Consider the following 13,692-nt stretch of genomic DNA (forward strand, 5'->3'; position numbering starts at 1 on the left):
CCCGGTCCATCATCGAGCGGCAGCCGCCGTCCCGCCCGCCGTCCCGCCCGCCGTCCCGCCCGCCGTCCCGCCCGCCGGGCCGTCGCCCGCAGGCCCGCTGCGGCCCGCGGCCGAGTCCCGCTGGCCGCCCGGTGCGCGCAGCAGGTGCGCCCGTGCCGGCGGAACGTTCCGCCACGCCGTCCGGCTCCCCAGCCCGTACTCCGCCTCGAACCGACGCAGCAGCCGCACCACCGCCCGGTGCTTCGCCCCGCGGCGCGGCCCGGACGTCAGCAGTCGCGCCGCCGACGTCCCCAGATACGAGAAGTACGTCAGCTCGCCGCCGGGCACCAGCAGCCGCAGATAGAGGTCGAGGATGCGCTGGACCTCCACCGGTTCGAAGTTGGTGAACGGCAGGCCCGAGACGATCACGTCGTACCGCTCGGCGACCGGCCCGGCTCCGAGACCCCCGCCGTCGTCGCGGCCCGCACCCGCCTCCGCCGCGCGGGCCTCCGGGAGGTCCTGCACCCGGCACTCCGACACCCGCAGCCCCAGCTCCTGACCGCGCCGGGCCAACTCCGGATCCGCCCAGAGCCGTTGGACGAACCGCGGATTGGACTCCACCGCGTGCAACCGGTCGCCCGCCCGCAGCACCCGCACCAGCCGACGTGTCACCGCCCCCGTCCCGGCCCCCACCTCCAGCACCGAGATCGGCCGGTCCGGACGGCTGGTCGCCGGGACCACCAGCGCGTTCACCAGATCCGCCCCGCTCGGCGCCACCGCGCCGGTCAGCCGGAAGGTGCGCAGGGCCTCGGAGAGGAAGAACCAGCCCTCGCCGCCACCCGGACGGGGCTCGGCGGGAACGGGCAGGGCCTGCGGCAGGGCGGCAGCGACGCCGACGCCGACGCCGACGCCGACGCCGACGCCGACGCCGGCACCGGGACCGGAAACGGGATCGGAGACAGGACCGGAGACTGGACGGGAGACAGGACCGGAGACGGGGTCGGGACCGGGAGCGGGATCGGGCCGGAGGTGATCGGTCGTCATATCACCGAAACTAGAGAAGCCTCCGCCTCCCCGAATCGGCCGACCGACCGCCAGCACCCCCGACGAAAGTCGAGGGTGCTGCTGGTCGATCGTCAGGGGCCATGACCCGCCCCCACGTCGTAGCATCAGGGCCCTGAACCGCGAAGGGAGGGAGGAACGGATGGCCGCCGATCACCTGACACGCACACCACGCCCGCGCCTTCCACGCCTTCCAGGCCTTCCGTCCCGTCCACCCCGGCCGTCCCGTCCAGCTCGTCCGGCGCGCCGACCGGAGACCCCGCCCCCCGGCCCCACCGCGCTGCTCGGTTGGTACGGCCCCGACCGGAGCCGGCTGACCGAGACGCTCCTGCTCGTCACCGTCCTGGTACTCCTCGCCGAGGAGACCGCGTCCCAGTGGCTCGACCACGGCCTGCCGCTGCGCCCGCTGCGGATCGCCGGCGCCGCCCTCACCACGCTCTCCCTCCTCCTCACCCGCCGCCACCCGATCGCCGCCGCGGTGCTGCCCGCCCTGTTCAGCGGGTTGCTCAACCGCGCGTTCCCCGGACTGTTCAGCGTCTTCCACCTGGCCTCGACGGGCCGTGTCGGCCCGGCCTTCGTCTTCGGGGCCGCGATCGCGCTGCTCAGCGCGATCCGAGCCGACTCCGTCGTCGCCGGGGTCGGCATCACCGGGTCGCAACTCCTCGTCGAGGCCGCCGCCGTCGCCGTCGGCCTGTGGCTGCACGGCCGCCGCGCGCTGATCCGCACCCTGAACGCCAAGGTCGAAGCGCTGCGCCGCGAGCGCGAACTCCGTGCCGAGCAGGCCCGCGCTGCCGAACGCGCCCGGATCGCCCGCGAGATGCACGACGTCCTCGCCCACCGGCTGAGCCTGCTCGTGCTGCACACCGGAGTGCTGCGCGACCAAGCCCGCGCCGGCACCGTGGCCGACGACCTCGACCGCCTCGCCCACCGCCTCGAACTGCTCCGGGCGACGGCTGCACGGTCGCTCGACGACCTGCGGGACGTCCTCGGCGCCCTGCGCGCCGACCCGCCGGACCAGCCCGAGCCACCGGCCCCACCGGCCCCACCGGCCCCACCGGGCCCACCGGGCCCACCGGGCCCACCGGACCGCGCCGCCCAGGACGCCCAGTCCCCACCGCCGTCCGACGGCACCGCCGACCGTGCGGCGGCGGCCCCGTCGGACGCCGAGCGGATCGCCGTCGGCGACGGCACGCCACCAGCCCGGCGCGGTCCGGATCCCAGGCCCGTGGCCGCCCCCGCCCTGCGTGATCTCGCCGAACTCGTCGGCGAGGCCACCGGCGCGGGCCAGAACGTCGAACTCGCCCTTGCCGGCGACCCGGAGAGCATCCCGACCACCCACCGGCTGGCCGTGCACCGGGTCGTCCAGGAGGCGCTGACCAACGCGCGCAAGTACGCGCACACCGCGGCGGTCACCGTCCGCGTCCAGTACGGGGCGCCCACGACGACCGTCGAGGTGCGCAACGGTCCGGGCGACCCGGCGCCGTCCGGTGCCTGCACGGGCGGCGGCTACGGTCTGGTCGGGCTCGGTGAGCGGATCGGCGCGCTCGGCGGCCACTTCGACGCCGGTCCCGACGGCGGCGGGGGCTTCCGGCTCTCCGCCCGCCTGCCCGCTCCGCAGCGGCCGCCGGTCCGCCCGCCCGTGCGACCGCCCGCACAGCCGTCGGTCGGGACGAGGCCCCGCCCCGGCCCGGCGGATGCGACCCCCCTCCCGACGTCGCTCCCACCGCGCCCGCATCCGCTCCCGACACCGGCCCCGGGCCCGACCCAGGGGCCGGCCCTGACCCCGAACCCACCGAATGAGGCGACGTGATCCGCACGATGGTCGTCGACGACGACGCGCTGGTCCGGCTCGGGCTCGTCGACCTGCTCGCCCAGGACCCCGAGCTCACCGTCGTCGCCGAGGCCGCCGACGGTCTTGAGGCCGTCGAACTCGCCGGACGGCAGCGGATCGACGTCGCCCTCATGGACATCCGGATGCCCCGGCTCGACGGCATCGCCGCGACCCGCCGGCTGCGCGAGCTGCCCGACGGCCCGCGCGTCATCGCGCTCACCACCTTCGACCTCGACGAGTACGTCTACCGGGCACTCGCCGCCGGTGCCGACGGCTTCCTGCTCAAGGACACCCCGCCCGCCGAGATCGCCCGCGCCGTCCATGTCGTCGCGGGCGGCCAGGGCATGCTCCACCCGGCCGCCGCCCGCCGGCTCATCGACCGCTACCACCGGACCGGCGAGCCGCGCGCGGTCGCCGCCCGGAGCCGGCTGGCCGCACTCACCCCGCGCGAGGGCGACGTGCTGCGCGAGCTCGCCGTCGGCCGCTCCAACGCCGAGATCGCGCTTGTCCTCGGCATGCGCGAGAGCACCGTCAAGGCACATGTCAGCCGGATCCTCACCGGACTGGGCGTCGGCAACCGCGTCCAGGCCGCGTTGCTCGCCCGGGACGCGGGCGTGGTCGACGACTCCGCCTGACCGACCGTCGCCCGTCCCGAACCCGCCGCCGCTTTGCGCCCACTTTCCGCCCGCGTTCCGCCCGCTCTTCCGCCCTTGCGTCCGCGCCCCGCCCGTCCGACCGACGGCTCGTCCTGCCGGCGCCCGCGAGCGACACCGCGCGATTCGTCCCGTCCCGACCATCTCCGGTCAGCGCCACGCGGTACTCGCCACCGATCCGCCATCACCCATCTGGCTTGGAAAAGGCGCGCCTTGGCGTCCCGCGCTGCCGAACCCCCGCCCCGGGTCCATGGTGGAGGTGGGCGCGATCCGGCGACCGCGCCCGCGCGCCGGGCTGGATTCGTACGCCGTGCGCCGACCGTCTCCCGCGGCCGCGCGCCGGGGCGGATCCCGGTTCCGGCACGCTGGGAGCAGGGCCACCTCGCAGGAAACCGAACGGTTCTTCTAGGCTCACATCTCGGCTTCCCTGCGGTGATGCGCCGTTCTGCGCCCCGCCGCAAGGGAAGCCGCCGTCCACGGAGGCCCCGGGACGATCGGGGCCACCGGATCGAGCGAGGAGGACGCACATGCCACACACGCCGCCCAGCCGTTCCAGCGCACTTGGACCGGAGGGCCCCTGCCGCTGTCCCGCCATTGTGACCGGGCCCGTCCGCCCGGTGACCCGGTCCGGCCGCCCCGCCCGGCCGCTGTATACCGGCGGCGGCCGCGGAGGCGAGCGTTGAGTCCTCAAGCAGTCCGCCCGTCCACCGCGTCGGCGGCCCCCACGACCGCCGTCGCTCCCACCGCTGTTGCCGTCGCCACCCAAGGCACCACCGTCCAAGGCGCCACCGTCCAAGGCGCCACTGCCCAGAGCACCGCCGTGCAAAGCACCACTGCCCGAGGCGCCACCGCCACCCCCGCCGCCTCTGCCTCCGCCTCCGTCGTCACCGCCTCCGCCGTCACCACGGCCGAACCGGCCAGGACCACCGTCGCCGCACCCGGCGCGGCCAAGCCCGGCACGACCGGAACCGGTACCGCCCGAACCGCCCTCGCCACGGCCACCTCCTCACCCGCCGCCGCACCACCCACCGCGGCGGCCCCCCACGTTCCGGCCGTCCCCGACAGCGAGGGCCAACCCGGCCCGACCGCCGCGCTTCCCGGTCTGCCCCAGGCCCTCACCACTCGCGCCCGCACTCTCGCCGGAGCCGTCCGGAGACGCTGCGCGGACCTGGCCAGGATCGAGTCACCCAGCGGCGACGTGCCCCGACTGGACGCCCTCGCGGAGGAGTTGGCCGCCGGCTTCCGTGCCACCGGGGCCACCGTCCAGCGTGAACCCGGCCCGGCCGGCGACCATCTGGTCCTCCAGTGGGACGGCCGGGACGACACCCTGCCGCACCTGCTCGTGGTCGGCCACCACGACACCGTCTGGCCCGCCGGCACCCTCACCGACTGGCCGGTCACCGAACAGGACGGCACCCTCAGCGGGCCCGGCGTGGTCGACATGAAGGGCGGACTCGCCATTCTCGAAGGCGCGTTCGCGCTCCTCGCCGACCTCGGCCAACGCCCGCACCGCACCGTCCGCCTGGTCGTGGTCTCCGACGAGGAGGTCGGCAGTCCGGACGGCCGGCGTCTCGTCGAACGCCAACTGCGCGGAGCCGCCGCCGTACTGGGCCTCGAACCCCCGCACCCGGACGGCCGTCTCAAGACCGCCCGCCGCGGCTCCACCCGGGTACGGCTCACCGTCACCGGGCGCGAGGCGCACGCGGGCAACGACGCCGCGCAGGGGGTGTCGGCGGTCGACGAGCTCGTCGACCAGCTGGTCGCCGTCCGCGGACTGGTCAGCCTGCCCGGCACCGAGCTCAACGCGGGCCGGATCAGCGGCGGCAGCCGCGCCAACGTGGTCGCCGGCCGGGCCGAGGCCGAACTCGGCCTGCGCTTCTCCACCACCGAGGCGCAACGCCGGACGCTCGACGACCTCGCCCGGCTGACCGCGCTGCGGCCCGGCGCACGGGTGCGGACCGAGGTGCTGTCCAGCCGCCCGGCCTGGCCCGAGCGCTCCACCAACCCACTGCTGCGTCACGTCCGTTCGCTCGCGGCGGTACTCGGACAACAGTTGGACGGCGGTCCGGCGGGCGGCGCGGGGGACACCAACCTGCCGGGTTCGCGGGGGCTGCCCACGCTCGACGGCTTCGGCGCCGTCGGCGGGGGCGCGCACGCCCGGCACGAGCACATCCGGATCGATCAGCTGGCGCCGAGGATCGCCCTGCTGGCGGCGCTCCTGGCCGTCCCGCTCCCGAGGCTGCGCGACCGCTCGGAGGGGTGAGCGCCCGGATGGATGAGCGCCCGGTGCCGGCGCCGGCCGGTTCACGGCCGGTGGCGGTCGGCGGGTAGCCGCAGGCGGCGGTGGTCCGTCGTCCGTCGGGACGCCCTGACGTCAGGGCGTCAGGACGTGCCCGGTTCCCCCTCGCGGTCCGCGAGCAGCGGGAAGAGCCGGGTGACCGCCGCCACCGGGTGCGTCCCGGGGCGCGGCCCGCGCTGTCGGTAGGGCGCGAGCAGGGCGCGGACGGCGGCGCCGAGGTCGGCGAGTTCGTCGGCGGTGAGGTGCAGGACGTCGCTGGAGGTCTGTTCCAGCTGCCATTCGGCGGGTGCGGCGGACCGGTTGGCGAGCCAGTGCCGGTAGCTGCTGTCCTCCAGGTCGCTCGCCAGTTCGGGGGTCAGGTCGTGTCCGGCGCGGCCTCCCGGTTCCTCCGCCGAGCCGGGTGGCATGAGCGATCCCTCCCAGCGCAGCCGCCACGGCCGTGAGCGGCCGTCGCTGGTGGGCGCCTCCTCGATCAGCCCGTACCGAGCCAGTTGCCGCAGGTGGAAGGAACATGTCCCCGAACTCTGGCGGATCATCTGAGCGGCCTGGTTCGAGGTGATGGTGCCCCACTCGGCGATCAGGTCGAGCAGTGCGGCGCGCACCGCGTGCTGCGGCAGTGGCCGCGCGGGTACCGCTGTCGGGGTGGTCGCCGGTTCGGCGGGGGTGTTGTGGGTGGTCACTTTGCAAAGAATCTACTTTGCAAAGTGACTTGGCAAGCCCGGAGGGCGTCCGCGCCGTGCAGCATGGCCTCTGAACTGGAGGAATACCCCGCCTCCGCTGGGTTCCCGCAGCCTCGTTGCGCCTCGCTGCGCCTTACCGCACGCACTTTGCAAAGTTCAGACTTTGCAAAGTGTGGCAGAGTGAGAGCCGCCGGCACCGGATGCGGTGCCGGCGTTGTCGGCGCGGACGGCGCGGACGGCGCGGGCGGCGCGGGCGGGCCGCGCGGAGGGGAGAGAACCGTGGCACGAGGCGCAACAGCACGGCGGGCGATGCCCGTCCGGGAGCAGGTGCGGGTCCAGGGGGAGGCGGTGAGCGCCTACCCGGAGGTTCCGCCGGAGACGTTGCGGGGTGAGGTGCGACGGATCACCGTCGTCGGCGAGGACATCCTGCACCGGCGCTGCCGGGACGTGACGGAGGCCGAGTTCGGTTCACCCGGGACGGCCCGGCTGATCGACGACATGTTCGCCGCCATGTGGGTTGCCGAGGGTGTCGGGTTGGCGGCCAACCAGATCGGCGTCGACCTCCGGGCCTTCGTCTGGGACTGCGTCGACGAGGACGGCGTCCGCCACGTCGGCCACATCCTCAACCCGGTGCTCGACGAGCTGCCGGCGGGCGCGCGCCGGCTCGTCGAGGCCGCGGAGGGCTGCCTCTCCGTCCCCGGCCCGCACCTGGAGCTGGCCCGGCCGGACACGGCGGTCGTCCGCGGCCGGGACCTCGACGGACGACCGCTGGTCGTCGAGGGGCACGGCTACTTCGCGCGTTGCCTAAAGCACGAGACGGACCACCTCAACGGCAGCCTCTACGTCGACCGCCTCACCGCCCGGGGCCGACGCACCGCGCTGCGCCGCATGGAGGAGCAGAAGGCGGAGGTGTTCGCCCGGCGGGCGGCCCGCGCGGAGGAACTGGCCGCCCTGCGCTGAACCCCTTCCGGCCTGGCCGGGCGCCGGACAGCGCTGCCCGGTCGTCAGGCGGCGTCGCCGCGCCCGGCGGCGTCGGCGAGGATCGCCTCCAGGCGGGCCAGGCACTCGGCGACGAACGCCGGATAGGTGTGCCAGTAGTACGAGATCCCGCTGGCCGCGACCGCGATCGCCCAGGCACGGGCGCGCGTCCAGGTCGCCTCGTCGAGGTCGAGCGCGTCCCGGTAGGCGCGACGCGCCGCGGGCGGCAGGTCCCAGACGGTCGAGTGCTCGGCGTCCGGGAGGCCGACCGAGAGGCAGCCGAAGTCGATGACCGCGTGCAGCCGGCCGTCCCGGACCAGGAGGTTGGTGGGCTTGAGGTCGCCGTGCAGCCAGACGTGCGGCGCGGACGGCTCCGGCGGCGCGAGCGCGGCCCGCCAGAGCCGCTCCAACGTGTCGACGTCGAGCTCGCCGCCCCCGTCGGCACCCGCGAGCGCGCGGCAGTCCGCGAGGGACCGGGTGGTCCACTCCGCGCAGTCCCGCAGCGAGCCGCCGCGGTACCAGCTGAGCTCGTCCGCGCGGGTCGCGCCCATCAGGTCGAGGCCGTGCAGCTCCCGCACGAACGCCGCCAGGTCGCTGCCGAGGCCGGCCCAGTCCCGGACGTTCGACGGTCCGGGCTCCGCGCCGTCGATCCAGCGGTAGACCGACCAGGCGAGCGGGAAGGCCTCGCCGGGCACCCCGGTGTGCACGGGCTCGGGGACGGCGAGGTCGAGCAGCGGGGCCAGGCGCGGCAGCCACCGCTGCTCCTTGCGCACCGACCGGGCGGTGTCCGGGGTGCGCGGAAGTCGGACGAGCAGCTCGTCGCCGAGCCGGTACATGGTGTTGTCCGTGCCCGCGCCCGCCGGGGTCAGGGGGAGGGCGGCCCACTCCGGCCGCTGGGCGTCGAGCAGGGACCGGACCAGGTCCTCGCCGGCCGGGATCTCGTCCGCGTGCAGTGCCATGGGGGAAGTCTTGTCCGCCGGCCGGGCGCGGGCCACCGGTTTTCCGTCCGGGCGGCCCGGGGCGGTCCGTGCGAACCGGGTGGTCGGCGCGCGGGCGCGCCGGGCGGACGCTCCGGGGCCGTCCGTCACCGGCGGTGCTCCCTTGTCAGCCGCCCCGTTGCCCCGCACAATGGAACCGACCGAACGGTTGGTCGGTAGCCTTCGGCGGTGGCCGGAGCGGCCGGGGAGACAGCCAGCGAAAGGGGACCGTGGTGACAGCAGAGGTGGCCGAGCGGCCCGGGGCTTCGCCCGAGGAGGCGTTCGAGGCCGTCATCGCCGCGGAGCAGCGGATCGAGCCCCGCGACTGGATGCCCGACGCCTACCGGGCCACCCTCGTCCGCCAGATCGCCCAGCACGCGCACTCCGAGATCATCGGCATGCAGCCCGAGGGCAACTGGCTCACCCGCGCCCCGTCCCTGCGCCGCAAGGCGATCCTGCTCGCCAAGGCCCAGGACGAGGCGGGCCACGGCCTGTACCTGTACGCGGCCGCGGAGACCCTCGGCGTGGACCGCGCCGAGCTCACCGAGAAGCTGATCTCCGGCCGCCAGAAGTACTCGTCGATCTTCAACTACCCGACCCTCACCTTCGCCGACGTCGGTGTGATCGGCTGGCTGGTCGACGGCGCCGCGATCTGCAACCAGGTCCCGCTCTGCCGTTGCAGCTACGGCCCGTACGCCCGCGCCATGGTCCGGATCTGCAAGGAGGAGTCGTTCCACCAGCGCCAGGGCTACGAGCTGCTGATGACGCTGATGCGCGGCACCGACGCCCAGCGCGCGATGGTCCAGGACGCGGTGGACCGCTGGTGGTGGCCGTCCCTGATGATGTTCGGCCCCTCGGACGCCGCCTCGCCGAACACCGCCCGCTCGATGGCCTGGCGGATCAAGCGGCACACCAACGACGAGCTGCGGCAGCGCTTCGTCGACATGACGGTCCCGCAGGCCGAGCACCTCGGCGTCACGCTCCCCGACCCGGAGCTGCGCCGGAACGAGGAGCGCGGCGGCTGGGACTTCGGCGAGCCGGACTGGTCGGAGCTGAACCGGGTCATCCACGGCGAGGGCCCGTGCAACGCCCAGCGGATGGAGCGCCGCAGGGCCGCGCACGAGGACGGTGCCTGGGTGCGCGAGGCGGCCACGGCGTACGCGGCCAAGCGCCGCGCCGACACCGTGGCGGACACCGCAGCGGACACGGCGGCGGACACCGTGGCGGACATGGAACCGGACACGGCAGCGGCACAGCACGCGGAAGAGGAGAACGGAAAGTGACCGAGTCCAAGGCCGGCTGGCCGCTCTACGAGGTGTTCGTGCGCCCCCGGCGCGGCCTGAACCACGTGCACGTCGGCTCGCTGCACGCGTCCGACGAGCGGATGGCCCTGCTCGCCGCCCGCGACCTCTACACCCGCCGCAACGAGGGCGTCAGCCTCTGGGTGGTGCGCTCCGACGCGATCACCGCCTCCACCCCGGACGAGCGCGACCCCTTCTTCGCGCCCAGCGGCGACAAGGTCTACCGCCACCCGACCTTCTACGACATCCCCGAGGATGTCCCGCACATCTGACCGGGAGCAGCCGAACCATGACCGACGACCACACCACCAGCGGCCACGTGACCGACGACCACGTGTACCTGAGCCTCGTCGAGGCATCCCCCGAGCCCGAGGGCGAGGGCCGCTGGGCGTACGGGACGGGCTTCGCCGACCCGCTGCTCGGGGTGGACACCGCCGTGCCGCCCGGCCTGGACGGCGCCGAGCTCGCCGCCTACTGCCTGATGCTGGGCGACGACGCGCTCGTCCTCGCCCAGCGGCTGATCGAGTGGTGCACCCGCGCGCCGGAGCTGGAGGAGGAGGTCGCGCTCGCCAACCTCGGCCTCGACCTGCTCGGTCAGGCCCGCCTGCTGCTCACCCGGGCCGGGCAGGCGGACGGCTCCGGGCGCACCGAGGACGACCTGGCGTACTGGCGGGAGGAGCACGAGTTCCGCAACGTCCGCCTGGTCGAGGCGCCGAACGGGGACTTCGCGTACTCGATCGCCCGTCTGCTGCTCTTCGCCACCGCCCGCGGCGCCCTCTACGAGGCGCTGGCCGGGCACGCCGACCCGGTGCTGGCGGCGGTCGCGGCGCGCGGGGCGAAGGAGCTGGCCTACCACCGCGAGTACGCCACGGCGTGGACGCTGCGGCTCGGCGACGGCACGCCGTACTCGGCCGCGCGGATGCAGGCCGGGCTGGACGCCGTGTGGCCGCTGCTGGAGGAACTGTTCACCGCGCACCCGGTGGAGACGCGGGTCGGGGTGGACCCGGCGACGCTGCGCGAGCCGGTGCTGCGCTCGCTGGCGACGGTGTGCGGGCAGGCCGCGCTGACGGTGCCGGACGTGCCGGGGCTGGCGCGCGTCGGCGGCCGGGCCGGGCGGGACGGGGTGCACACCGAGGCGCTGGGCCCGCTGCTGGCCGAGCTGCAGGTGCTGGCCCGCGCGCACCCGGGCGCGACGTGGTGACGGCCGTGGCCGGGGCACACGCGTCGAGCGGGGCGGGCGGGGCCGCCTGGGCGGTCGCGGCGGCGGTGCCGGACCCGGAGCTGCCCATGCTGACCCTGGCCGACCTGGGCGTGCTCGCCGACGTCGTGGAGGACGGCGACACGGTGACCGCGTGGCTCACCCCGACGTACTCGGGCTGCCCCGCCGTCGCCGAGATGGCCGCCGACGTCGACCGGCGGCTGCGCGCGGCCGGGTTCGCGGACGTCCGGGTCCGGCTGCGGCTGGATCCGCCCTGGTCGACCGATCTGATCACGCCCGAGGGCCGGCGCAGGCTGGCCGAGGCCGGCATCGCGCCGCCCCGGCCCGGCGGCGCTGCGGCCGGCGGGCGCACCGGTGGCGGGAGCACACCGCTGAGCCTCGGCCCGACCCGGCTCGCGGGGGCCGCGGGGGCCGCCTCCGGGGGCGTCCCCGCGCCCGTCACCTGCCCGCTCTGCGGTGGCACCGACACCGAGGAGCTGTCCCGCTTCGGCTCCACCGCCTGCAAGGCACTGTGGCGCTGCCGGGACTGCCGCGAGCCCTTCGAACGCGTCAAGGAGATCTGAATGGCCGCCGTCCCGTCCGCCGCCCCCTCCGCGGACCTGCCCGCCGCCCAGCCCCCGGCGCCGTCGACCCGGCCCGCGGAACCGGCGACCCCGCCGTCCGCCGTGCGCGCCGCCCGTCGGCCGAGCTTCCACGCGCTGCGGATCGCCGGCCAGGAACGGCTCTGCGAGGACGCCGTCGCGGTCACCTTCACCGTGCCGCCGGGGCTCGCGGACGCGTACGCCTTCCGCCCGGGCCAGACGCTGACGCTGCGCCGGGTGGTGGACGGCGTCGACGAGCGCCGCTCGTACTCGATCTGCGCCCCCGCCGGCGGCCCGCTGCGGATCGCCGTGCGCGAGGTGCCGGGCGGGCTGTTCTCCCGCTGGCTGGTGCGCGAGGCCCGGCCGGGGGAGGAGGTGGAGGTGCTGACGCCGTCCGGCCTGTTCACCCCCGACCTCGCCGAGCCCGCCGACCACGTGCTGCTGGCGGCCGGCTCCGGCATCACGCCGATGGTCTCGATCGCGGCCTCCGTGCTGGCCGCCGACCGCACCTCCACGGTGACCCTGCTCTACGGCAACCGGCGCAGCGACACCGTGATGTTCGCCGACGAGCTGGCCGACCTCAAGGACCGCTACCTGGACCGCTTCCAGCTGGTCCACGTGCTCTCCCGGGAGACCAGGGACGCCGAACTGCTCAGCGGCCGGCTGGACCCGGAGCGGGTCGGGGCGCTGCTGACGGCGCTGGTGGACACGGCGGCGGTCGGCCACTGGTGGCTCTGCGGGCCGTTCGGCATGGTCGCCGGGGCGAAGGAGCTGCTGGCCGGGCTGGGCGTCCCGGCGGAGCGGGTGCACCAGGAGCTGTTCCACGCCGAGGACGAGCCCGTCGCCGAGCGCGCGGAGGACACCCCGGACGGTGGCGCGGCCGGGTACAGCGAGGTCACCGTCGTCCTGGACGGCCGGGGCAGCACCCTGTCGCTGCCGTGCGACCGGTCGATCCTGGACGGCGCGCAGCGCTCCCGCCCGGACCTGCCGTTCGCCTGCAAGGGCGGGGTCTGCGGCACCTGCCGCGCCCTGGTGACGGAGGGCGAGGTGGAGATGCGGCGCAACTTCGCCCTGGAGGAGAAGGAGCTGGCGGCCGGCTACGTCCTCACCTGCCAGGCCCGGCCGGTGACGGACAGGGTGACGGTCGACTACGACCGCTGACCGGGCGGCCGGCCCGGCGGCCACCGGGCCGGCCGACCCGTCAAGGTGTCGCCGCCGTCAGCTCCGCGCGGTGGGCGGCGAAGAACGCGCCGAGCGTGACCGGGGCGCGTCCGAGCAGCCGCCGCGTGGTGCCGTCGTCGGCGACGTCGAACCAGCCCTGGCGCCGGAACGGGTCGTTCTCACCCCAGCCGGCGGCCAGGGCCGGGGGCACGCCGAGCGCGGTGAGCGCGCCGGGGACGTCCGCGTCGGCCACCGGGCGGTGCCGCACCGGCCGACCGGTGGCCTCGACGAGCGCGGCGGCGACCTCGGCGTCGGTCAGGCCCGGACCGGTCACGTTCAGCACAGCCCCGGTGGCGCCCGGCGCGGCGGCGGTGTCGAGGGCGCCGGTGTCGACGGCTCCGGTGAGGACGCGGGCGGCGGCCCAGGCGGTGTCCTCGCGGGTGATGTAGCCGACCCGGCCGTGCGCGGCGCTGCTGGGCAGCTCCCCGTGGGCGACCGCGAGCCGGGCCAGGCCGGAGAGCAGCAGCATCTGCGGCCAGACGTTGAACCGCAGGACGGTGTGGGCCAGGCCGGATCCGGCGAGCAGCCGTTCGGTCCGCCGGTGGTCGGCGGCCTCGGGGACGGGGTTGGCCGGGTCGCCGGCGCGGACCACCGAGGTGTAGACGAGGTGCTCCACCCCGGCGGCGACGGCCGCCTCGACGGCCGCCTCGTGCAGCTGGAACCGTCGGGGTGAGCGCTCGGTGCTGACGAGGAGCAGCCGCCGGACCCCGGCGAGTGCCGGCGGCAGGGTGGCGGGCCGGGCGAAGTCGGCCTGCCGGACGAACAGGCCGGGCCGGGCCGGGTCCGCTCCGGCCCGGGCGGGATCGCGGGTCAGGGCGACCGTGCCGGTCCGGCCGGCGGTCAGGTCGAGTACGGCGGCGAGCGCCAGCCGGCCGAAGCGCCCGGCCGTTCCGGTTACTGCGAGCATGTGA

At 75.7% G+C, this 13,692-nt stretch carries 13 protein-coding genes; 9 read left to right on the plus strand and 4 right to left on the minus strand.

What is annotated here, in order from left to right; all coding sequences use genetic code 11:
• Positions 1–9 precede the first annotated feature (9 nt).
• A complete protein-coding gene (locus tag ACFU9E_RS14910) occupies positions 10–1,023 on the minus strand; it encodes a class I SAM-dependent methyltransferase (protein WP_380687274.1) in 1,014 nt (337 codons plus the stop codon).
• Positions 1,024–1,183: 160 nt separating this feature from the next.
• Here ACFU9E_RS14910 and ACFU9E_RS14915 point away from each other — a divergent pair, with 160 nt between their 5' ends.
• The 3 genes from ACFU9E_RS14915 (at position 1,184) to ACFU9E_RS14925 (ending at position 5,788) form a co-directional block, all read left to right on the plus strand.
• Complete coding sequence (locus tag ACFU9E_RS14915) at positions 1,184–2,851, plus strand: sensor histidine kinase (protein WP_380687276.1); 1,668 nt, start codon at positions 1,184–1,186, stop codon at positions 2,849–2,851.
• A complete protein-coding gene (locus ACFU9E_RS14920) occupies positions 2,848–3,507 on the plus strand; it encodes a response regulator transcription factor (RefSeq protein WP_355362943.1) in 660 nt (219 codons plus the stop codon). The genes ACFU9E_RS14915 and ACFU9E_RS14920 overlap by 4 nt, the downstream gene beginning before the upstream one ends.
• 838 nt (positions 3,508–4,345) lie before the next feature.
• Positions 4,346–5,788, plus strand: coding sequence for a M20 family metallopeptidase (locus ACFU9E_RS14925; RefSeq protein WP_380687278.1), 1,443 nt, complete (start codon positions 4,346–4,348; stop codon positions 5,786–5,788).
• Between the two features lie 119 nt (positions 5,789–5,907).
• On the opposite strand, the gene ACFU9E_RS14930 is transcribed toward ACFU9E_RS14925, so the two are convergent.
• Positions 5,908–6,504: an ArsR family transcriptional regulator gene (locus ACFU9E_RS14930; protein ID WP_380687413.1), complete on the minus strand. Its 597-nt coding sequence runs from the start codon at positions 6,502–6,504 to the stop codon at positions 5,908–5,910.
• 309 nt (positions 6,505–6,813) lie between these two features.
• Between ACFU9E_RS14930 and def the strand changes: the two genes are divergently transcribed.
• Complete coding sequence (gene def / locus ACFU9E_RS14935; protein ID WP_380687427.1) at positions 6,814–7,464, plus strand: peptide deformylase; 651 nt, start codon at positions 6,814–6,816, stop codon at positions 7,462–7,464.
• A gap of 44 nt (positions 7,465–7,508) precedes the next feature.
• On the opposite strand, the gene ACFU9E_RS14940 is transcribed toward def, so the two are convergent.
• Positions 7,509–8,441, minus strand: a complete 933-nt coding sequence (locus tag ACFU9E_RS14940; protein ID WP_380687415.1) for an aminoglycoside phosphotransferase family protein — start codon at positions 8,439–8,441, stop codon at positions 7,509–7,511.
• A 251-nt stretch (positions 8,442–8,692) separates the two neighbouring features.
• Between ACFU9E_RS14940 and paaA the strand changes: the two genes are divergently transcribed.
• Genes paaA through paaE form a run of 5 tightly spaced genes read left to right on the plus strand, consistent with a single transcriptional unit; the run spans position 8,693 to position 12,721 of the window.
• Complete coding sequence (paaA, locus tag ACFU9E_RS14945) at positions 8,693–9,742, plus strand: 1,2-phenylacetyl-CoA epoxidase subunit PaaA (protein WP_380687417.1); 1,050 nt, start codon at positions 8,693–8,695, stop codon at positions 9,740–9,742.
• Positions 9,739–10,032: a 1,2-phenylacetyl-CoA epoxidase subunit PaaB gene (gene paaB / locus ACFU9E_RS14950; RefSeq protein WP_380687420.1), complete on the plus strand. Its 294-nt coding sequence runs from the start codon at positions 9,739–9,741 to the stop codon at positions 10,030–10,032. The genes paaA and paaB overlap by 4 nt, the downstream gene beginning before the upstream one ends.
• A 47-nt stretch (positions 10,033–10,079) precedes the next feature.
• Complete coding sequence (gene paaC, locus ACFU9E_RS14955) at positions 10,080–10,961, plus strand: 1,2-phenylacetyl-CoA epoxidase subunit PaaC (protein WP_380687429.1); 882 nt, start codon at positions 10,080–10,082, stop codon at positions 10,959–10,961.
• Between the two features lie 5 nt (positions 10,962–10,966).
• Positions 10,967–11,542, plus strand: coding sequence for a 1,2-phenylacetyl-CoA epoxidase subunit PaaD (paaD, locus tag ACFU9E_RS14960; RefSeq protein ID WP_380687423.1), 576 nt, complete (start codon positions 10,967–10,969; stop codon positions 11,540–11,542).
• Positions 11,543–12,721 carry a 1,2-phenylacetyl-CoA epoxidase subunit PaaE gene (gene paaE, locus ACFU9E_RS14965; protein ID WP_380687425.1) on the plus strand — a complete coding sequence of 393 codons (1,179 nt, stop codon included), beginning with the start codon at positions 11,543–11,545 and terminating at the stop codon, positions 12,719–12,721. It abuts the gene before it with no gap.
• Positions 12,722–12,761: 40 nt separating this feature from the next.
• Here the strand turns inward: paaE and ACFU9E_RS14970 are convergent, their stop codons facing one another.
• A complete protein-coding gene (locus tag ACFU9E_RS14970; protein ID WP_380689932.1) occupies positions 12,762–13,688 on the minus strand; it encodes an NAD(P)H-binding protein in 927 nt (308 codons plus the stop codon).
• Positions 13,689–13,692: the final 4 nt, after the last annotated feature.

The sequence above is a fragment of the Kitasatospora sp. NPDC057595 genome, assembly GCF_042800875.1.
Lineage (GTDB): Bacteria > Actinomycetota > Actinomycetes > Streptomycetales > Streptomycetaceae > Kitasatospora.

Excerpts from the sequence above, each read along its gene's own strand:
- ACFU9E_RS14910 (WP_380687274.1), bottom strand. The coding sequence starts at position 1,023 with ATGACGACCGATCACCTCCGGCCCGATCCCGCTCCCGGTCCCGACCCC.
- ACFU9E_RS14915 (WP_380687276.1), top strand. The coding sequence starts at position 1,184 with ATGGCCGCCGATCACCTGACACGCACACCACGCCCGCGCCTTCCACGC.
- def (WP_380687427.1), top strand. The coding sequence starts at position 6,814 with ATGCCCGTCCGGGAGCAGGTGCGGGTCCAGGGGGAGGCGGTGAGCGCC.
- ACFU9E_RS14940 (WP_380687415.1), bottom strand. The coding sequence starts at position 8,441 with ATGGCACTGCACGCGGACGAGATCCCGGCCGGCGAGGACCTGGTCCGG.
- paaE (WP_380687425.1), top strand. The coding sequence starts at position 11,543 with ATGGCCGCCGTCCCGTCCGCCGCCCCCTCCGCGGACCTGCCCGCCGCC.
- ACFU9E_RS14970 (WP_380689932.1), bottom strand. The coding sequence starts at position 13,688 with ATGCTCGCAGTAACCGGAACGGCCGGGCGCTTCGGCCGGCTGGCGCTC.